The organism is Modestobacter sp. VKM Ac-2978, assembly GCF_026968025.1.
Classification (GTDB): Bacteria; Actinomycetota; Actinomycetes; order Mycobacteriales; family Geodermatophilaceae; genus Modestobacter.
This window is the reverse complement of record NZ_JAPVBP010000001.1, coordinates 49,444-67,963: the sequence shown is the minus strand read 5'-3', so window position 1 is coordinate 67,963 and position 18,520 is coordinate 49,444. Positions and strand designations below refer to the sequence as shown.

At 73.3% G+C, this 18,520-nt stretch carries 18 protein-coding genes; 8 read left to right on the top strand and 10 right to left on the bottom strand.

All coding sequences use genetic code 11. From position 1 onward, the window contains the following. Positions 1 to 17: 17 nt before the first annotated feature. From O2W53_RS00330 to chvE, 4 genes are all read right to left on the bottom strand, one after another. Positions 18 to 1,025 (bottom strand): LacI family DNA-binding transcriptional regulator, encoded by a 1,008-nt coding sequence (locus tag O2W53_RS00330; protein WP_269161050.1) that lies wholly within the window; start codon positions 1,023 to 1,025, stop codon positions 18 to 20. Positions 1,026 to 1,146: 121 nt separating this feature from the next. Continuing rightward, positions 1,147 to 2,400 (bottom strand): multiple monosaccharide ABC transporter permease, encoded by a 1,254-nt coding sequence (mmsB, locus tag O2W53_RS00325; protein WP_269161049.1) that lies wholly within the window; start codon positions 2,398 to 2,400, stop codon positions 1,147 to 1,149. Continuing rightward, positions 2,397 to 3,935, bottom strand: coding sequence for a multiple monosaccharide ABC transporter ATP-binding protein (gene mmsA, locus O2W53_RS00320; RefSeq protein ID WP_269161048.1), 1,539 nt, complete (start codon positions 3,933 to 3,935; stop codon positions 2,397 to 2,399). The genes mmsB and mmsA overlap by 4 nt, the downstream gene beginning before the upstream one ends. Before the next feature lie 170 nt (positions 3,936 to 4,105). Beyond that, positions 4,106 to 5,257: a multiple monosaccharide ABC transporter substrate-binding protein gene (gene chvE / locus O2W53_RS00315; protein ID WP_269161047.1), complete on the bottom strand. Its 1,152-nt coding sequence runs from the start codon at positions 5,255 to 5,257 to the stop codon at positions 4,106 to 4,108. 265 nt (positions 5,258 to 5,522) lie between these two features. Between chvE and O2W53_RS00310 the strand changes: the two genes are divergently transcribed. Next, positions 5,523 to 7,139 carry a long-chain fatty acid--CoA ligase gene (locus tag O2W53_RS00310; protein ID WP_269161046.1) on the top strand — a complete coding sequence of 539 codons (1,617 nt, stop codon included), beginning with the start codon at positions 5,523 to 5,525 and terminating at the stop codon, positions 7,137 to 7,139. Positions 7,140 to 7,188: 49 nt separating this feature from the next. Here O2W53_RS00310 and O2W53_RS00305 read toward each other — a convergent pair whose 3' ends face one another. Next, on the bottom strand, positions 7,189 to 8,355 hold the full coding sequence (locus O2W53_RS00305) for a Na/Pi symporter (protein WP_269161045.1): 1,167 nt from the start codon (positions 8,353 to 8,355) through the stop codon (positions 7,189 to 7,191). 123 nt (positions 8,356 to 8,478) lie between these two features. Further along, positions 8,479 to 8,811 carry a rhodanese-like domain-containing protein gene (locus O2W53_RS00300; protein WP_166756047.1) on the bottom strand — a complete coding sequence of 111 codons (333 nt, stop codon included), beginning with the start codon at positions 8,809 to 8,811 and terminating at the stop codon, positions 8,479 to 8,481. An 83-nt stretch (positions 8,812 to 8,894) separates the two neighbouring features. Here O2W53_RS00300 and O2W53_RS00295 point away from each other — a divergent pair, with 83 nt between their 5' ends. From O2W53_RS00295 to O2W53_RS00285, 3 genes are read left to right on the top strand one after another with little or no spacing between them, the layout of a single operon-like run. After that, positions 8,895 to 9,410: a PH domain-containing protein gene (locus tag O2W53_RS00295; RefSeq protein ID WP_269161044.1), complete on the top strand. Its 516-nt coding sequence runs from the start codon at positions 8,895 to 8,897 to the stop codon at positions 9,408 to 9,410. Next, the gene (locus tag O2W53_RS00290; RefSeq protein ID WP_269161043.1) at positions 9,407 to 10,882 is read left to right on the top strand and encodes a PH domain-containing protein; all 1,476 of its coding nucleotides are present in this window, start codon (positions 9,407 to 9,409) and stop codon (positions 10,880 to 10,882) included. The genes O2W53_RS00295 and O2W53_RS00290 overlap by 4 nt, the downstream gene beginning before the upstream one ends. A 38-nt stretch (positions 10,883 to 10,920) precedes the next feature. Continuing rightward, positions 10,921 to 11,562, top strand: coding sequence for a pentapeptide repeat-containing protein (locus O2W53_RS00285; RefSeq protein WP_269161042.1), 642 nt, complete (start codon positions 10,921 to 10,923; stop codon positions 11,560 to 11,562). A gap of 12 nt (positions 11,563 to 11,574) precedes the next feature. Here O2W53_RS00285 and O2W53_RS00280 read toward each other — a convergent pair whose 3' ends face one another. The 3 genes from O2W53_RS00280 to O2W53_RS00270 all read right to left on the bottom strand — a co-directional run bounded on the left by O2W53_RS00280 (position 11,575) and on the right by O2W53_RS00270 (position 14,687). Beyond that, a complete protein-coding gene (locus O2W53_RS00280) occupies positions 11,575 to 12,819 on the bottom strand; it encodes a glutamate mutase L (protein WP_269161041.1) in 1,245 nt (414 codons plus the stop codon). Then, positions 12,816 to 13,922 (bottom strand): saccharopine dehydrogenase family protein, encoded by a 1,107-nt coding sequence (locus O2W53_RS00275; RefSeq protein WP_269161040.1) that lies wholly within the window; start codon positions 13,920 to 13,922, stop codon positions 12,816 to 12,818. Before O2W53_RS00275 ends, O2W53_RS00280 begins: the two co-directional genes overlap by 4 nt. A gap of 132 nt (positions 13,923 to 14,054) precedes the next feature. Next, on the bottom strand, positions 14,055 to 14,687 hold the full coding sequence (locus O2W53_RS00270) for a response regulator (protein WP_269161039.1): 633 nt from the start codon (positions 14,685 to 14,687) through the stop codon (positions 14,055 to 14,057). Positions 14,688 to 14,793: 106 nt separating this feature from the next. Here O2W53_RS00270 and O2W53_RS00265 point away from each other — a divergent pair, with 106 nt between their 5' ends. Continuing rightward, the gene (locus tag O2W53_RS00265; RefSeq protein WP_269161038.1) at positions 14,794 to 15,507 is read left to right on the top strand and encodes a sensor histidine kinase; all 714 of its coding nucleotides are present in this window, start codon (positions 14,794 to 14,796) and stop codon (positions 15,505 to 15,507) included. 67 nt (positions 15,508 to 15,574) lie between these two features. Here the strand turns inward: O2W53_RS00265 and soxR are convergent, their stop codons facing one another. Beyond that, positions 15,575 to 16,033 (bottom strand): redox-sensitive transcriptional activator SoxR, encoded by a 459-nt coding sequence (soxR, locus tag O2W53_RS00260; RefSeq protein WP_269161037.1) that lies wholly within the window; start codon positions 16,031 to 16,033, stop codon positions 15,575 to 15,577. A 170-nt stretch (positions 16,034 to 16,203) separates the two neighbouring features. Here soxR and O2W53_RS00255 point away from each other — a divergent pair, with 170 nt between their 5' ends. The 3 genes from O2W53_RS00255 (at position 16,204) to O2W53_RS00245 (ending at position 18,425) form a co-directional block, all read left to right on the top strand. Further along, the gene (locus tag O2W53_RS00255) at positions 16,204 to 16,869 is read left to right on the top strand and encodes an MBL fold metallo-hydrolase (RefSeq protein WP_269161036.1); all 666 of its coding nucleotides are present in this window, start codon (positions 16,204 to 16,206) and stop codon (positions 16,867 to 16,869) included. Positions 16,870 to 17,113: 244 nt separating this feature from the next. Beyond that, on the top strand, positions 17,114 to 17,977 hold the full coding sequence (locus tag O2W53_RS00250) for a manganese catalase family protein (RefSeq protein ID WP_269161035.1): 864 nt from the start codon (positions 17,114 to 17,116) through the stop codon (positions 17,975 to 17,977). Between the two features lie 133 nt (positions 17,978 to 18,110). Further along, positions 18,111 to 18,425: a hypothetical protein gene (locus O2W53_RS00245; protein WP_269161034.1), complete on the top strand. Its 315-nt coding sequence runs from the start codon at positions 18,111 to 18,113 to the stop codon at positions 18,423 to 18,425. Positions 18,426 to 18,520: the final 95 nt, after the last annotated feature.

The window sequence follows — 18,520 nt, the reverse complement described above, 5'->3', positions numbered from 1 at the left end:
GTTAACAACGAGCTCCGTCAAACCGTCTGCCGGGCTGGTCCGGTGGACCGCCGCACGACCAGCTGGGGCAGGACCGGCTGGGACTCCAGCGGCTCCCCCCGCAGTCGGGCGAGCACGAGCTCGACCCCGCGGCGGCCCAGCTCGGCGAAGTCCTGCCGCACCGTGGTGAGCGGCGGGGTGAAGTACGCGCACTCGGGGACGTCGTCGAAGCCGACGACGCTGACGTCGCCCGGTACCGACAGCCCCTCGTCGGCCAGGGCGCTGAGCAGGCCGAGCGCCATCTGGTCGTTGGCGACGAAGACGGCGGTGACGTCGTCCTGTCCGGCGCGCACGCGGGCGGCCAGCTCACGGCCGGCCGCGTGCCCCGAGCTGGGCCACCAGTCACCGTGCAGCGGCTCGGGGACCGGTGCGCCGGCGTCCTGCAGTGCGCGGCGCCAGCCGACCATCCGCCCGCGGGCCTCCAGCGAGTCCGGCGGCCCCGTGACGTGGTGCACGGTGCGGTGCCCGAGCTCGAGCAGGTGGCGGGTGGCCAGCTCCGCCCCGACCTCCTGGGCGACCCACACGGTGGGCCGGGACTCGTCCCGGCCCACCTGCACCGCGATCAGCGGCACCGGCGCCTCGAACCGCCGCAGCGCCTCGACCGCCTGGCCGTAGGTGGACAGCGCGACGACCGCGTCGACGGACTGGGCCACGAAGCGGTCGACCGCCTCGCGCATCGCCGCCTCGCTGTCGTCGTCGAGGATGGCGACCCCGAGGGAGTAGCCGGCCGCGCGGGCGGCCTTCTCCAGCCCGAGCAGCGTCTGCGCCGGCCCGTACTGGTTGATGTGCGAGGTCACCAGCCCGAACGAGCGGGTGGACCCGGTGACCAGGGCGCGGGCCGCCGCGTTCGGCCGGTAGCCGAGCTCGGTGATCGCCCGCTGCACGCGCTCCCTGGTCGCCGGCGCCACGTTCGGGTGCCCGTTGACGACCCGGGACACCGTCTGGTGCGAGACGCCGGCGTGCACGGCGACGTCGGAGAGTGCCAACGCGCGCGGCGCTCCATCGGGCAGCACGGTTCCCCCCTTCAGCAGAGGGCGGCGCCGATGCCGTCCTCGAGGTGAGGACGGCGCCGGTGCCGCCCTCGACTTGGTGGCTCCGCGACCTACGTCAGCGGGAGGCTCCGGCGCGCCGCTTGTTGTAGACGTCGAAGGCGACGGCCAGCAGCAGCACGAGGCCCTTGACCACCGACTGGATCGACTGGTCGACGCCCAGGAGCGACATGCCGTTGCTCATGACCGCCATGATCAGACCACCGACCATGGCCCCGACCACGGTGCCGACACCGCCGGTGACCGCCGCACCGCCGATGAAGGCGGCGGCGATGGCGTCCAGCTCGAACATCTCACCGGCGGCCGGCTGGGCCCCGTTGGACCGGGAGGAGTAGATGATCCCGGCCACCGCGGACAGGAAGCCCATGTTGACGAAGATCCAGAAGTTGACGGCCCGCACCTTGACCCCGGACAGCGTCGCCGCCGAGAGGTTGCCGCCGATCGCGTAGACCTGACGCCCGAACACGGTGTTCTTGGTGATCAGGCCGTAGGCGATCGCCAGCACACCCAGGATGATCAGCACGATGGGCAGGCCGCGGGCGTTGGCCAGCTGCCAGGCGAAGGCCATGACGACCACGCCGACGGCGACGACCTTGGCGATGAACAGCGCCAACGACTCGACCGGCTGCCCGTAGCGGGCCCGGGCGGCGCGGGAGCGCCAGCCACTGACCGCGTAGCCCGCCACCGCGACCGCGCCGATCAGCAGGGTGAAGGTGTCGTAGCCGTAGCCACCGAGCAGGCCGTTGAGGAACCCGCTGGCCACGTCGCGGTACTCCGCCGGGAACGGGGACAGCGAGACGTTGTCCAGCACCTGGAGCGTCAGCCCGCGGAACAGCAGCATGCCGGCGAGGGTGACGATGAACGCCGGGATGCCGACGTAGGCGACCCAGAACCCGTGCCAGGCACCGACGGCCAGGCCGACGGCGATCGCGGCCAGGGCACCGCCCCACCACGGCCATCCCTGCTGGATGACCAGCACGGCGGAGACCGCGCCGGTGAGCGCGACCACCGACCCCACGGAGAGGTCGATGTGCCCGGCGATGATCACGATGACCATGCCGATGGCCAGCACCAGGATGTAGGAGTACTGCAGGACCAGGTTGGTGATGTTGCCGGCGCTGAGCAGGGTGCCGTCGGTCAGGAACGCGAAGAGGGCGACGATCGCCACGAAGGCGACGTAGATGCCACTGGTCCGCAGGTTGCTGCGGAGGAGGTCGCGCATGTTGCCCGAACCGCTCTGCCCGCCCGGGGTGGGCTTGAAGTCGGCGTTCGGTGGGGTCTGGCCCGCCTCTGGGGGAACGGTCCTGGTCATGCTGCGAGCTCCCTCTCCTTGGTCATGAGCGCCATCAGGCTCTCCTGGGTGGCCTCACGCACCGGCACCTCACCGGTGATCTGGCCGGCGGACAGCGTGTACACGCGGTCGCAGGTGCCGAGCAGCTCGGGCAGCTCGGACGAGATGACCACGACGGCCTTCCCGGCCGCCACGAGGTCGTTGATGATCGTGTAGATCTCGTACTTGGCGCCCACGTCGATGCCGCGGGTGGGCTCGTCGAGGATGAGCACGTCCGGGTCCGTGTAGAGCCACTTGGACAGGACGACCTTCTGCTGGTTGCCGCCGGAGAGCTTGCCCACGATCGACGAGACGCTGGGCGCCTTGATGTTCATGCTCTTCCGGCTGGCCTCGGCGACCTTGGTCTCCTCGTTGCTGTTCACCCAGCCACGGCGGGAGAGCTTCCCGAGCCCGGCAGCGGAGATGTTGCGCCGGATGTCCTCGATCAGGTTGAGGCCGTACTTCTTGCGGTCCTCGGTCGCGTAGGCGATGCCGTTGTCGATCGCCTCGGTGACCGAGCGCGTCTTCACCTCCTTGCCGTGCATGAAGACCGTGCCGGAGACCAGCCGGCCGTAGGAGCGGCCGAAGATGCTCATCGCGAGCTCGGTGCGCCCGGCGCCCATCAGCCCGGCGATCCCGACGACCTCACCGGCGCGCACCGAGAAGTTGGCGTGGTCGACCACCAGACGCTCCTGGGTCGGGTGCTTGACCGTCCAGTCCTCGACACGGAGGACCTCCTCGCCCGGGTGCGACTCGCGCTCGGGGTAGTAGGACTCCAGGTCGCGGCCGACCATGCCGCGGATGATCCGGTCCTGAGTGACCTCGCCGGCGTGCAGGCTCAGCGTCTCGACGGTCTTCCCGTCCCGGATGATCGTCACGTTGTCGGCGATCGCGGTGATCTCGTTCAGCTTGTGCGAGATGATGATCGAGGTGATCCCGCGCTCCTGGAGCTTGCGGATCAGACCGAGCAGGTGCGCGGAGTCGGTGTCGTTGAGCGCTGCGGTGGGCTCGTCCAGGATCAGCAGCTTCACGTCCTTGGACAGCGCCTTGGCGATCTCGACGAGCTGCTGCTTGCCGACGCCGAGCTGCCCGACGGGGGTGATCGCGTTCTCGTGCAGGCCCACGGACTCGAGCAGCTCGCTTGCCTCGGCGTTGACCTTGTGCCAGTTGATCAGGCCACCGCGGCCGCGGCGCTCGTTGCCCAGGAAGATGTTCTCGGCGATCGAGAGGTAGGGCACCAGCGCGAGCTCCTGGTGGATGATCGCGATCCCCACGTGCTCGCTGTCGCGGATGCCGGAGAACTTGCAGACGTCACCGTCGAAGACGATCTCGCCGTCGTAGCTGCCGGCCGGGTAGACGCCGGAGAGCACCTTCATCAGCGTGGACTTGCCGGCGCCGTTCTCACCGCAGATCGCGTGGACCTCGCCGCGTCGCACGGTCAGCGACACGTCCTCCAGCGCCTTGACGCCGGGGAAGGTCTTGGTGATGGAGCGCATCTCCAGGATGTTGTCGTCCATGGACTCCGTCGTCCTCGTCGTTCACAAGGGATGGGTGGGCCGAGTGTCGACCACTCGGGGTGTGTGCGCCTGCGGACACCCCATCCGGCCGGCGTCCGGCCGGAGGTGGGGTGGAGCCGGCCGGGTCCGGCAGCATGCTGCCGAACCCGGCCGGGACTGGGGGACGGAGGTCAGTCCGTCTGACCGGCGGCGACCTCTTCGGCCGTGTAGTAGCCGGAGTCGATCAGGACGGACTGGATGTCGTCCTGGTAGACCGTCTCGATCGGGAGCAGGTAGGACGGGACGACCTTGACACCGTTGTCGTAGGTCTCGGTGTCGTTGGCCTCCGGCTCCTCGCCCTCGAGGTAGGCCGTGGCGGCGGCGACGGCCTGCTCGGCCAGCAGCCGGGTGTCCTTGAAGACCGTGGAGTCCTGGACGTTGTCGGCGATCAGCTTGACCGAGGCGATCTCGGCGTCCTGACCGGTGATCACCGGCATCGGCTTGGGCTGCGCGTCCTGCGTCGGGCCGTACCCGGCGTTCTGCAGCGCGGTGATGATGCCGCGGGAGATGCCGTCGTAGGGCGACAGGACGCCGTTGACGACCGAGCCGTCGTTGTAGCTGGAGGTGAGCAGGTCCTCCATGCGCCGCTGGGCGGTCTCCTGCGACCAGCGCAGCGTGGCGGCCTGCTCGATGCTGGTCTGGCCGGACTTGACGACGAGCGTGCCGTTGTCGATGTAGGGCTGCAGGACCGACATGGCGCCGTCGAAGAAGAAGCCGGCGTTGTTGTCGTCCAGCGAGCCGGCGAACAGCTCGATGTTGAACGGCCCGGTGGCCCCGGTCGGGTTGCCCTCTTCGTCGGTGATGCCCAGGCCGGTCAGCAGGGCGGTGCCCTGCGCGACGCCGACCTTGAAGTTGTCGAAGCTGACGTAGAAGTCGACGTTCTCGGTCTCCCGGATCAGCCGGTCGTAGCTGATCACCGGGATGTCCTGGTCGGCCGCGTTCTGCAGCTGCGCGCTGAGCGCGGTGCCGTCGATCGCCGCGACGATCAGTGCGTCGACGCCCTGGGCGATCATCTGGTCGATCTGCTGCGACTGGGTCGGGATGTCGTCACCGGCGTACAGGAGCTCGACGTCGTACCCAGCCGACTCGAGCTGGTCCTCGACGTTGGCGCCGTCGGCGATCCAGCGCTCGGAGGTCTCGGTCGGCATCGAGACGCCGATGGTGAGGTCCGACGGGTCGGCGTCCGCGGTGTTGTTGTTGCTGCCGGCACCCTCGCCGCCACATGCGCTGAGGGTGAGCGCCAGCGAGGCGCCCAGGGCGGTCAGTCCAAGCTTCTTGTTCACTGCCACATCTCTCCTTCGAGACATCTGCCCCCTGATGGCGCAGGCCCGCCGCTGCGGGCTGAGACAGTGTGAGCGCTAACAACCCCGGTCCGTCAAGCCCGTCACCCGAACTGGATCGTCACGGTCGCGTAACGGGCCGTTCACCCCGCATCCGCCCCGAGCCGAGGCGATGGCCCACTCCCCCGTCCGGGGGGTGGACCGGGGTGTCGTCGGCGGGCGGCGTCCACGGGTAGAACGTGAGCTCGGTCACTGGCACCATGCGGCCATGCGTGGGCTGATGCAGGACGTCCCCCTGACCATCGACACGATCTTCCGGCACGCCGAGCAGCACCACGGCGACGTCCCGATCGTCACGAACAACCCCAGCGGCAAGGTGCGCACCACCTACGCCGAGTGGGCCGACCGCACCCGGCGGCTGGGCGGGGTCCTGGACACCCTGGGCATCAGCGCCGACGGCCGGGTCGGCACGTTCGCCTGGAACTCGGCCCGCCACCTGGAGCTGTACTTCGCCGCCCCCTGCACCGGGCGGGTGCTGCACACGCTCAACGTGCGCCTGTTCCCCGAGCAGCTGACCTACATCGCCAACCACGCCGAGGACGAGGTCGTCTTCGTCGACCGCACCGTGCTGCCCCTGCTGTGGCCGCTGATCGACACGATGACCACCGTCCGGCACGTGGTGGTGATGGACGACGGCGGCGACAACGAGGTGCCCGACGACCCGCGGGTGCTCGACTACGAGACGCTCCTGGCCGACGCGCAGCCGGTCGAGTTCACCACCACGGACGAGAACGCGGCCGCCTCCATGTGCTACACCAGCGGCACGACGGGCAACCCGAAGGGCGTCGTCTACAGCCACCGGTCGACGGTGCTGCACACGATGGCCGTGGTCTCCCCCAACGGCTTCGGCATCGGCGTCGAGGACGTCGCCATGCCGATCGTGCCGATGTTCCACGCCAACGCCTGGGGCATCGCGCACGCCGCCCCCGCGTCCGGTGCGGCGATGGTCTTCCCCGGCGCGATGATGCAGCCGCAGGCACTGGCCGACCTGATCATCGACGAGGGCGTCACCTTCACCGCAGGGGTGCCGACGATCTTCCAGGGCGCGCTGCCGCACCTGGCCGGCCGCACCCACCGGCTGCGGAAGATCGGCTGCGGCGGCTCGGCCGTGCCGAAGGCGCTGTCGGAGGCCTACCGCGAGCAGGTCGGCCTCCCGCTGTACCAGGCGTGGGGCATGACCGAGACGCACCCGGTCGCCTCCGGCGGCACGCTGTCGGCTCGCTGGGCCGACGCCGACGAGGGCGCCAAGGCGGAGCGGCGGGCCCGGGCCGGCCTGCCGCTGTTCGGCGTGCAGGCCCGGATCGTCGACGCGGACACCCTGGCGGAGCAGCCCTGGGACGACAAGGCCACCGGCGAGCTCCAGGTCCGCGGCCCGTGGTGCGCGAAGGACTACTACCGGCCCGACGCCGGGGTGGAGCTGGCCACCCCGGACGGCTGGATGAAGACCGGCGACGTCGCGGCGATGGACGAGAACGGCAACATCCGGATCGCCGACCGCACGAAGGACCTGATCAAGTCCGGGGGCGAGTGGATCTCCTCGGTCGACCTGGAGAACGCGATCATGAGCCACCCGGCGGTGAAGGAGGCCGCCGTCGTCGGCATCCCGCACCCGAAGTGGGACGAGCGGCCGCTCGCCTGCGTCGTCCTCAGGGAGGGCGAGACCGTGACCGGCCAGGAGATCATCGACCACATCACCCCGCTGGTGGCCAAGTGGTGGCTGCCCGAGGCGGTCGAGTTCATCGACGAGGTGCCCAAGACCAGCGTCGGCAAGTTCTCCAAGAAGGACCTGCGCTCCCGCTTCGCCGACTACCCGACCAGCAGCTGACCCCCGAGCGACGCGGGCGGCCGGCAGGCCGCCCGCGTCGCGCCGGGTGTCAGCCCAGGGCGACGGCGGCCACCGGCAACCCGACGAACACACCACCGGCATAGACCGGCATGGCCCACGGCTGCTTGGCCACGAAGGCACCGAGCGCCTCCGCCATCCGGACCGGGATGTACCGGATCTTCGGCACCGGGTAGATGAGGACGACGGCGAAGACGTTGAACAGCACGTGGACCAGCGCGATGACCAGCCCCTCCGGCTGGCCGGTGGCCAGCGCCGCGAGCAGTGCGGTGGCCGTGGTGCCCAGGTTGGCCCCGATGGTGATCGGATAGGCGTTGCGCACGGTCAGCACCCCGGCGGCCACGAGCGGCAGCAGGGTGACGGTGACGATCGAGGAGCTCACCACCAGGATCGCCGCGACCGTGCCGACGCCGATGCCCACCAGCCCACCGGCCTTGCTCACCGAGCGGTTCGCCTTCTCCTGCAGCGGGCCGGTGACCACCGCCCGCATGTTCTTGCTGATGTAGCGGATCGTCACGTACAGCGCCGCGATCCCGACCACGAGCATGACCGTGCCCAGGAAGGCCCCGGCCGGGACCACCGCACCCAGCACCGACGCCACCGCCGCGTTGGCCGGGTCGGTCGCCAGCGCCAACGGGCTCTGCAACTCCGCTCCGCCGACGCCGGCACCGGCGACGAGGCCGGCGAGCCAGCGGGCCGCCGAGGACAGGAAGCCGGTGAGCAGCTCGAGGGGCAGCAGGATCGCGACCGCGAAGAAGTTGAACAGGTCGTGCATGGTGGCCGCCGCGACGACCTGCTGGAACTCGTCCCGGCGCCGCATGCTCACCATCGTCACCAGCGTGTTGGTCACCGTGGTGCCGATGTTGGCGCCCATGACCATCGGCACGGCGAGCTCCACCGGGATGACGCCGGCCGCCACCATGCCCACGATCGCGGACGTGGACACCGAGGAGGACTGCACCAGGATGGTCGCCAGCACACCGGCGAAGAGCCCGGTCAGCGGGTTGCTCACCCCGGCGAGCACCGCGTCGTTGAACCCCTCGCCCATCTGGGCGATGCCGTCCTCCACCACCCCGACACCCACGAGGAAGAGGTAGAGCAGCGCGAGCGCCAGGACGGCCCGTCCGGCCACCTGCCCTCGGCTCATGCCCTCGGCCGAGTCCGCCTCCGTCGCCGAGTCGTTCGCCTGGTCCGTCATGAGGTCCCCCGCCCACGTGGCTGTCCGTGGGCCCCAGGGTCACCACCCGAGGAGAACACCGGGTGGCCCGCGGCGGAACGGTGACGGGCGGAAGTGGGCGTGCGCCCGGGGAGACCCTCCCGGCTACACGACGTAGGGCGGGCGGCCGGTCTCGCTCACCATGGGCCGGCCGGCCGCGTCCCACTCGCCCATCCCGCCGCCGACGTTCACCGCGTCGTAGCCGTTCTGGTTGAGCCAGGCGGTCACCCGCGCCGAGCGCCCGCCGCTGCGGCAGGTGACGTACAGCGGGTCGCCCTCGGGCACCTCGCCGAGCCGGGCCGGGACGTCGCCCATCGGGATGTGCGTCGCGCCCTGGACGTGCCCGGCGGACCACTCGTCGTCCTCGCGCACGTCCAGCACGACGGCGTCGTCGGGCACCTCGGCGGCAGGGACGGTCGGCACCTGCTGGGGCATCATCACGCGATCCATCGTGGCACGCAGTGCGCCACCCCACCGGCGGTGCACCCCTCGACCGGCCGGGCACTGCGAGGATGGTCCCGATGTCCGCTCCCCCGCCGGCGCCCGTCCGGGAACCCGCCTGGTCGCTGTCCCGCTCCGCGATCGGCCTCTGGGTGACGCAGGCGGTCCTCGGCACGGTCGTGTACGCGGTGATCGTGGCGACCGCGATCGTCCTCGTGCCCGTGGACGCCGGCTGGTGGGTGCCGCTGCTGCGCTGGGGCGGCCCCGCGTTCGTGGTGCTCTACGGCATCGTGACGATCGGGGTGCGCCCGCGGCTGCGCTACCGGGTGCACCGGTGGGAGGTCACCGCCGAGGCGGTCTACACGCTCACCGGCTGGCTGACCCGCACCTGGACCCTGGTCCCGATCTCCCGGATCCAGACCGTCGACGTCAACCGCGGGGTCTTCCAGCAGCTGTTCGGCCTGGCCACCGTCGCGGTGCTGACGGCGTCCTCCCAGGGCACGGTCCGGGTGCCGCACCTGGAGGTGGACGTCGCCCGGCGGGTCGCCGACGACCTGGCGCGGCGGGCGGACCTGGTCCGCGACGAGGCAACGTGACCGGCCCGGAGGTCCTCGGGCGGCGGACGTCGCCGTGGGTGCTGGTGCTGCACACCGTGACCTTCCGGCAGGCACGGGCCCTGGTGCCGGCGGTGCTGGCCCTCGGGGTCACCCGCGGCCTGGGCGACGGCCCGGGCACGATCATCGCGCTGGTCGCCGGGATCACCCTGCTGTCGCTGCTGGGCGCGGCGATCACCTGGTGGCGGTTCAGCTACATCGACGGGGACGCCGCCGTCGTGGTCACCCGCGGGCTGCTCACCCGCTCGGCGCGCACCGTGCCCAACGACCGGATCCGCGGGGTCGAGGTCGAGGCGCCGGCGCTGCACCGGGTGCTGGGCCTCGTCCGGGTGCGGATCGACGCGGCGGCCGGCTCGGTGACCAGCGAGGAGGAGCTGGTGATCGACGGCGTCACCCGCGCCGAGGGCGACCGACTGCGCAACCGGCTGCTCACCCATGCCGCGTCCGCGCAGGACCTGATCGCGGGCCGGCACGCCGCGGCCGAACCGGAGGAGGAACTGCTCCGCTTCGACTACCGGTGGCTGGTCTACGCCCCGCTGGTCGGCAGCTACCTGGCGGTCCCACTGGCCGCCGGGGGCGCGTTGCTCCGGGCCGCCGAGGAGCTGCCCGAGCAGTTCCTGCCGGAGTTCTGGTCGGAGTTCTGGTCGCCGGACGTCTCGGACACCCGGATCGTCGTGCGGCTCGTGGTGAGCGCGCTGCTGCTGCTGATCCTCGGCTCGATCATCGGCAGCGCCCTGGTGAACTGGCGGTTCCGGCTGCTCCGGCGCGGTGGGGCGCTCGTCGCCGTCCGTGGCCTGGTCACCCGCCGGCACACCGAGCTGGACATCGACCGGATCCGGGGCTGCACGATCAGCGAGGGGCTGGGCATGCGGCTGGTCGGCGCGGCCCGGGTCAGCGCCCTGGTCACCGGCCTCGGTGACGCCACGCGACGGGGGCAGGTGCTGCCGCTCGGGCCGGTGGAGCTCGCCCGCGCGCTCTCCACCGAGCTCGTCGACCACCCGGGTCCGCTGCGGCGGCACCCCCCGGCCGCCCGTCGGCGCAGCATCGCGCGGGGCACCACGCCCGGGCTGCTGGTGGCGGCCGCCGGTGGGGCGGTGCTCGCGCTGACGGGCTGGTGGCCGCTGCTGGCCGCCGGGGCCGCCCTCGTGCTGCTCGGCGTGCCCCTCGGCCTGGCCCGCTACAACGCGCTGGGGCACGTCGCCGGCCCCCGGTCGTTCGCGCTGCGCTCGGGGTGGCTGGTGCGCAGCCACACCGTGCTGCAGGACCGCGCCGTCGTGGGGTGGGAGGTGCGGCAGTCGGTGGTCCAGCGCCGGGCCGGGCTGGCGACCGTGCTGGCCTGCGTCGGCGCCGGCAGCGGCGGCTACACCGCGCGGGACATGGCCGCCGACGAGGTGGCCGAGTTCACCCGGGCCGCCTCCGGGGGGTGGGCGGCCACCCTCACGCCGTACGACTGACCCTCCCCCGCACCCTGCCGCGCCGCCAGGATGGTGCCGTGCCGATCGACGCGACCGACCTCGAGGCCCTGCTCCCACCGCTGGCGGACGCACCCGGACCAGAGCTGGCCGGTGCGGGCACGGCCGACGGCCTGAGGTTCGCCGGCCTGGAGCTGACCGGCGACGCGACCGACGCCTCGTTCCTCGAGTGCGTGCTGACCGGGTGCGACCTCGCCGGCGTGCCCTTCGACCGCGCCCGGCTGTCCAGCTGCCTGCTCACCGACCTGCGCGCGGCCGGCTGGTCGCTGGTCGACGCGACGCTGCTGGACGTCGTGGCCGCCGGCGGGCGGTTCGGCGCGGTCACCGCGCACGGCGCCGGGCTCACCCGGGTGGCCCTGCAGGAGGTGAAGGTCGACTTCCTCGACCTGCGGGGCGCCACCCTGGTCGACGTCACGCTCACCGGGTGCACCGTGGGCGAGCTGGACCTCGGCGGCGCCGACCTGCGCGACCTGCGGCTGGTCGACTGCACCGTGGAGTCGCTGGTGCTCAGCGGTGCCCGCAGCCGCTCCGTCGACCTGCGCGGTGCGGAGGTGACCCGGCTCGACGGCGTGGCCGACCTGCGCGGCTGCACGATCAGCACCGCCCAGCTGGCCGGCTGGGCCGCTGGGATGGCGGCCGAGCTCGGCATCCGGGTCGGCTGAGGCGACTCCCGGTCAGTCCGCCAGCAGGCCGGTGAGCAGCCCGGCCGCGGCGGCGGGTGCGTCCCCGGCGAGCAGCCCGGCCGCGGCCAGCACGTACCGGTGGTCGACGACCACCCGCGCGCCGGCCAGCACACGCCCCGCCCCGCCCCGGTCGGCCGCCACCCGCTGCACCACCGCGGCCGTCGCCGCCGGCGCCGCGTGCCGGAAGACCCCACCGGAGAGCACCACCAGCCCCGCGCCGCGCGCGCTCGCCCCGCCCGGACCGTAGGCGGCCTCGGCCCGCAGGTGCCGGCGCAGCGCCACCACCGCCGCGGCCTCGCCGAGGTCCAGCGGGTCGTTCCCGGGGGTGCGGAGCCCCTCGCCCGCGGCCGCCTCCCGCAGCGCGTCGGCGCTGGCGTGCACCCCGAGGTCGCCCTCCACGGTGCGCCGGCGGGCCGGCACCCCGACCGCCGCCCGGTGCAGCGACGCCTGCTCGGCGTCGACGGCGGGCACGCAGTACACGTCGGTCGTGGCCCCGCCGACGTCCAGCACCAGCACGCCCGGGGCGTCGGTGCCGGCCCGCAGCTCGGCCAGCACCGCCACGCCGTCCAGCACCGCGTCCGGCGTCACCGCCCGCACCCACCGGCGCAGCCGCGGGTCCGCCGACAGCCGGGCGCCGCCGATGACGTGGGTCAGGAAGACGTCCCGGATCGCGGCGCGCGCGGACTCCGGGGCCAGCTGCCCGATGTCGGGGAGCACGTTGTCGGCGGCGGTGACCGGGGTGCCGGCCGCGGCGAGGACGGCGCAGACCTCCGCCCGGACGTCGACGTTCCCGGCCACCACGACCGGGACGGACCGATCCGTACCAGCGAGCGCGGCGGCGTTGTGCCGCAGCACGGTGGCGTCCCCGCCGTCCGTCCCGCCCACCAGCAGGACGACGTCCGGGGCGGAGTCGGCCAGCTGCCCGAGCGCGGCGGCGTCCAGCCGGCCCGCGGCCACGTGCACCACCCGGGCGCCCGCCGACAGGGCCGCCCGGTGCCCGGCCTCGGCACTGATCAGCTCCTCGTAGCCGACGACCGCCAGCCGGAGCCCGCCACCGGCGCTGGAGCACGCGCGCACCGGCGCACCCCAGCCCTCCGTCGCGGCCAGCACCCCGGCCACCACGTCCGCCGGGGTCGTCGGCGCCTGCCGCGTCTCGACCAGCCGCCCGGTGTCCAGCTCGACCAGCGCCGCCTTCGTCCAGGTCGAGCCGACGTCGACGCAGGCGAGCAGGGTCACGCCGGCCGCAGTCCGGCGGTGGCCGCCCCCGCGGTGAGCTCGTCGAGCCCGAAGGCCTGCACCGGCCCCAGCGCTCCGGCGCCGGTGACCCCGCCCTCCGCGGCCCGGACCGCTCCCCAGGCCAGCAGGTCCGCGGTCAGCTCGTAGGGGTCCGGGCCGAGCAGCCGGACCCGGGCGACCCGCGCCCCGGACCGGTCGCGCACCTCGGCCACGACGTGCGTGCGGGCCTCCCCCTGGGTCGTCGGCGCCTCGGCGAACCGGCGTCCGACCAGGTCGGCGAGCTGCTCCACCCGCGCCGTGGCCCCGGGCAGCCGGCCGATCCACGGGGCGAGCGGGGCGAGCCGGTGCGCGACCGGCGTCGCCGGGCCGAACCAGTCCAGGTACACGCCGACCTCGCGCAGGGACGGCGACAGCCCGGGCAGCGTCAGGTGCTCCGAGCCGCCCACCGAGAGCCCGCGGCGGGTGCGGCCGGCGACGTCGAACCGCCAGTCCCGCGCCCCGGCCGGCTCCTCGACCAGGCGGCCGTCGCGCCAGGCGTGCCCCTGCTCCAGCAGCACCCCGAAGAGGGAGACCAACGTGCCGCGGGAGAAGCCCTGTCCCCGGACGCCGTCCAGGCTGTAGCCGACGTCGAGCCGGTGTGCCCGGTCGTCCGCCTCGGCCAGCGCCAGCGCGCCGGCCAGGACGCCGGGCACGTAGTCGTGGCCGAAGGCGGTCAGCAGCCGCGCGCCCGACTGCTGCGCCTGCGGCCCGAACTCCTCGAACACCCGGCGGAGGAACGGGGGCTCGCCCGTCGAGTCCAGGTAGACCGCTCCGGCATCGGTGGCCGCGGCGACGGCGGCCTCCCCCAGCCGCTGGAACGGCCCGACCGTGGTGACCAGGACGTCACCGGCGCCGAGCAGGGCGCGCACCGAGCCCGGATCGGTGACGTCGGCGGCCGCGGTCTCCAGTGGTCCGGCGGGCCCGCCGAGCCGGTCGGCCAGGGGGACGAGCCGGGCCGGGTCGCGCCCGGCGAGCACCGGCCGGGCGCCGCGGGCGGTCAGGGCGGCCGCCGTCCGGCCGCCGGTGTGGCCGGTGGCACCGAGCAGGACGATCCGTGCAGGCATGGTCGGACCCTAGCCACGACGCGCCGGAGCAAACCGGAACTGCTTGGTCCGCGGGTGCGCCGCTCCGCGTCGGGTAGCCGGGGCGTGATGCCCGCCCTGTTGTCCCACTCAGTGCGCTGCGACCGCCCGGGTCTACTCCAGCCCGACCCGGCCGGCGAGGGCGGCCGCCTCCACCCTGGTGGAGACCCGCAGCTGGCGGAGCAGGTTGGCCACGAGCCGCTTCACGGTGCGCTCGGAGACGTGCAGCGTCGTGGCGATGTCGACGGTGCTGGTGCCCGCGGCCACCAGCCGCCAGAGCCGCCGGTCGTCGGCGGACAGCTGAGCCGCGATGCCCTGGTCCGCGGTGGGCGCCGCGTCGTGCAGCAGCTGGCGCAGCAGCGACTCGGGGATCACCGACCAGCCGTCGAGGACGGCGAGCAGCGGGCGCACCAGCGCCTCCGGGCTGGTGGTCTTGGGCAGGAAGGCGCTCGCCCCGGCCCGCAGCGCCTCCAGGGCCGCGTCGGCCTCGGCCAGCCCGGACAGCGCCACGATCCGGGTCATCGGCTCGGTGCGCCGGATGGCCGCGATGGCGCGGGTGCCGCCGGGCGGCGGCATGTGCAGGTCGACCACCGCCACGTCGGCGTTGTGCCTGCGCACCAGCGCGGCCCCCGCCGAGGCGTCATCCGTCGTTCCCACGACACGCACCCGCCCGTTGCTCTCCGGGGGCAGCAACAGCTCCAGGCCCCGGCTGAACAACGGGTGGTCGTCGATCACCACCACGTCCACGGGGGGACGGTGCTCAGCAGCGGCACCGACGTCGAGTCCCTCCACGTCACTCCCACAGATCGGCTGCGCCCGGCGTGGCTGACCGACCGCTTCCCCGGAGGTGCCCGTGACCCTCGCTGCCGACACACACCCTGCGACGCTGCCCGGACTGTTCACCGATCTGCTGCGTGTGGTGCGCAGTCACCTCCCCCGTCCCGCCGCTGACCCGGTGAGCACCGGCGACGCACTGGTGCGGGCGCTGTGCCACGACATGCGCAGCCCGCTGGCCGCGTTGGAGTCGGTGCTGGCCCGGCTCGAGGACGACGACAGCCGACCGGAACTGCTCGACCTCGCCCGCGCCCAGGCGCAGCACCTGGCCTCGATGCTGCGCACCGCGAACGCCACCGGTGGGGCTGCGGAGCGGGCGGGCACCCGCGAGCTCGCCGACGTCGTCCGCGCCTCCGTCGCCGCCTCCGGCCTGCCCGACCACCAGCTCCGGGTCGAGTTCGGCGACGAGGCGGCCGACGTGACCGTCGCCGACGCCCGCGTCCAGCGGATCCTGACCAATCTGCTGGAGAACGCCCACCGGCACGGCCGGGGCCGGCCGGTCCGGCTGCGGGTGGAGCGACGGGAGGGGTGGGTCGACCTCGCCGTGACCCAGCCGGGTGTGCCGGCCGATCGGGTCCTGGGGCACCTCAGCCGGCCGACCCCGCCGGTGGACCTCAGCGGCCTGGGCCTGTGGTCGGTGCAGCGCCAGACCCGGGAGCTCGGCGGCCGGCTGGCCTGGTCCGAGGGCCCCGACGGCGCCTTCACGCTGTGGGTGCGCCTCCCGGACCGCTGACCCGCCCGATCCCGACGTCAGGCTGCCCTGACGTCGGGAAGAGCCGGTCCGCTGGATGCCGCCGTCCTCAGGCCTCGGGGGCGAGGCGTCGCGCTCCCGGACCGACGGCACCCAGCGCGTCGTCCGGGTTCATCAGGGCGCACGAGCGCATCGACAGGCACCCGCAGCCGATGCAACCGGTCAGCTCTCGCTCCAGCCGTTCGATGGCGCGGCGGCGTTCCGCCAGAGTCGCCTTCCACACCTGCGCCGCCCGCTGCCAGTCGGCCTGCGACGGAGTCCGGTCCAACGGCACCGTCGCAAGCGCCTCCTGCACGTCCGCGAGCGGCACCCCCAGCCGCTTCGCCACGGTGACCAGCGACACGCGGCGGAGCATGTGCCGCGGATAGCGCCGCTGGTTCCCGCTCGTACGTTCCGCGGCGATCAGCCCCAGCGTCTCGTAGTACCGCAGGGCCGACACCGCCACGCCGCTGCGCCGACCGAGCTCCCCGATCGTCAGCCGATCACTCAGCGAGTGCCACTGCGCCATGCCGACCTCCCTGGCTCTTGACCTCGACGTTACTTGAGGTTCTAGCTTCGTGGTGAGTCACGGCGCGGCCGACCGACCTCGAGGGGACGACGGCAGCACCACTGGAGCTCGACCCCCCGGGGCGGCGACGACGACGCACGCCGGCCCGGACCACTCATCGGAGGACGACCATGCCAACAGCAGGAGACCACCCCCTGGACACGCCGATCGAAGGACTGCTCGCCACCCCGACGTCACGGCTCCCCTACCAGCACAACGTGCTGCTGCGCTCGTACGTGCTCGAGCGCCCGCAGGGCAACGTGGTCGTCTACAACTCCCCCGGCGTGAGCGAGTCGGCGGCGGCGATCCTCGCGCTCGGCGCACCGGCCCGCCTGCTGGTCAACCACGGCCACGAGTCGATGTACGGGCAGCCCGACCTCGACGTGCCCATCTGGGTCCACCGGGACGACCGCTCGGAGCTCGCGACGTCGCTCGCCGTGGCGGGCACCTTCGATGGGCCGGGGATGATCGACAACGACCTCGAGGTGATCCCCACCCCCGGCCACACCGCGGGGACGACCTCCTACCTCTGGGACAACGGCACCCACCGCTTCCTCTTCACCGGCGACTTCATCTGGATCGAGGACGGCGAGTGGAAGGCCGTCGTGCTGAGCTCTGGACTCCGCCGCGACTACCTGGACAGCCTCGCGCTCGTCCGCGAGCTGGACTTCGACGTGCTCGTCCCCTGGGGCACCACCGAGGGAGACCCGCCCTACGGACTCGTGCCGGACCCGGCACAGCGACACGACCGCATCGACGCGATCATCGACCGGGTCGAGGCCGGCGGTGACCGCTGACCTCAGCGGTCATCCGCCCGCTCCTCCCCGTCCCACGGTTCCCGTCCGCTCCCCGTCGACACCGCACGCCCCTGCGGTCGGCCCGGTCGTGCACGGAGAGCAGGTGCGGAGCTCCCGGCGCCGGGCCGGCGGAAAGGTCGGCCCCTGGGGGCCAGCGGACGGCACGGGGGTGACACCGGGAGGGGGCATCTGTCTGTTGTCACCGCGAGGGCGGCGACAGCGACGACGCAGAGGGAGAACGCCCGTGTTCACGCACACCCACGCACTCCAGTTCGAGGCCAAGCCCGACGGCCCCGACGCCGACTTCGCCCGCAAGATGCAGGAGGTGCTGGGCGGTCAGTGGGGCGAGATGACCGTCGCCACCCAGTACCTGCTGCAGGGCTGGAACTGCCGCCTGCCCGGCAAGTACAAGGACATGCTCCTGGCCATCGGGACCGAGGAGCTGGCCCACGTCGAGATGATCGTCACGATGATCGACCGGCTGCTGGACCACATGCCCCTCAAGCCGGACGCCGCGGACCGCACCAAGGAGGCCGCCGCCGGCTACGGCCAGCTCAACCCGCAGCACGCCATCGCCAACGGCGGCGGCGCGTCCTACATGGACAGCATGGGCAACCCCTGGACCGGCGCCTACGTCACCGCAAGCGGCAACCTCTACGCGGACTTCTCCTACAACGCCACCGCCGAGATGCAGGGCCGGCTCCAGGTCGCCCGGCTGTGGAACATGACCGACGACCCGGGCGTCAAGGACCTGCTCCGCTTCCTGATCACCCGGGACCACATGCACCAGCAGCAGTGGCTGGCGGCCATGGAGGAGCTCAAGGCCGACGGCCTGGACGGCATCCCGGTGCCGGAGGCGTTCCCGCTGGACGAGGAGCTGCCGGAGTTCGCCTACGCGTTCCTCGACGCCTCCGACGGGCCGGACGCCGCCAACGGCCGCTGGGCCAACGGGCCGGCGCTGGACGGCACCGACAACCAGCTGACCGCCCGGCCGATCGCGGCGAACGCCGACGCCCCGATCCTGCCCCCGGGCGACCCGCGGCTGTACGGCACGCCGCCGGTGCCGATGCAGGGCCTGCTCCAGAAGGCCAAGGACGCCCTGAAGTGAGGCGCCGCCTCCTGTGATCTGCCACGGGAGGCACGCCCGATGCGCCGTCGCCGTGCCGGCGCCCCGGCTCCGCTCCCCAGCGGACCTGGGACGCCGGCCCGGCGGGCGCCCGAGCTCTCGCTGGAGGTACGCCGTGCACCTGCCCGTCCCCACCCCCCACCTCGCCCTCCCCCACCTGCCGGCCCTGCACCTGACCGGCCGGCTCCCCGCCGCCACGGTGCTGCTGTCGGTGGTCTACGTCGCGGCGATCGCCGTCGCCCTCACCGCCCCCGGGCAGCACGTGCTCGCCGGTCTCGTGGTGCTGGCCGGGCTGGTCAGCCGCTCCGTCGTCCGCCGGCGCCGCACCGCCGCCGGCGCGGTCAGCGTCGCGACCGTCGCCGTCGACGCCGTCCTGCCGGAGCCCGGCACGGCCCGGGACGAACCGGCCACCGCGCCGGCTGCCGCCTGAGGCACCCGGAGACGACGCGAGGCGCGCCCCCACCGGGGACGCGCCTCGCGCTAACGCAACGTGCTGGAACGGCCCTCCTGCAGGGGCCCGCCGCG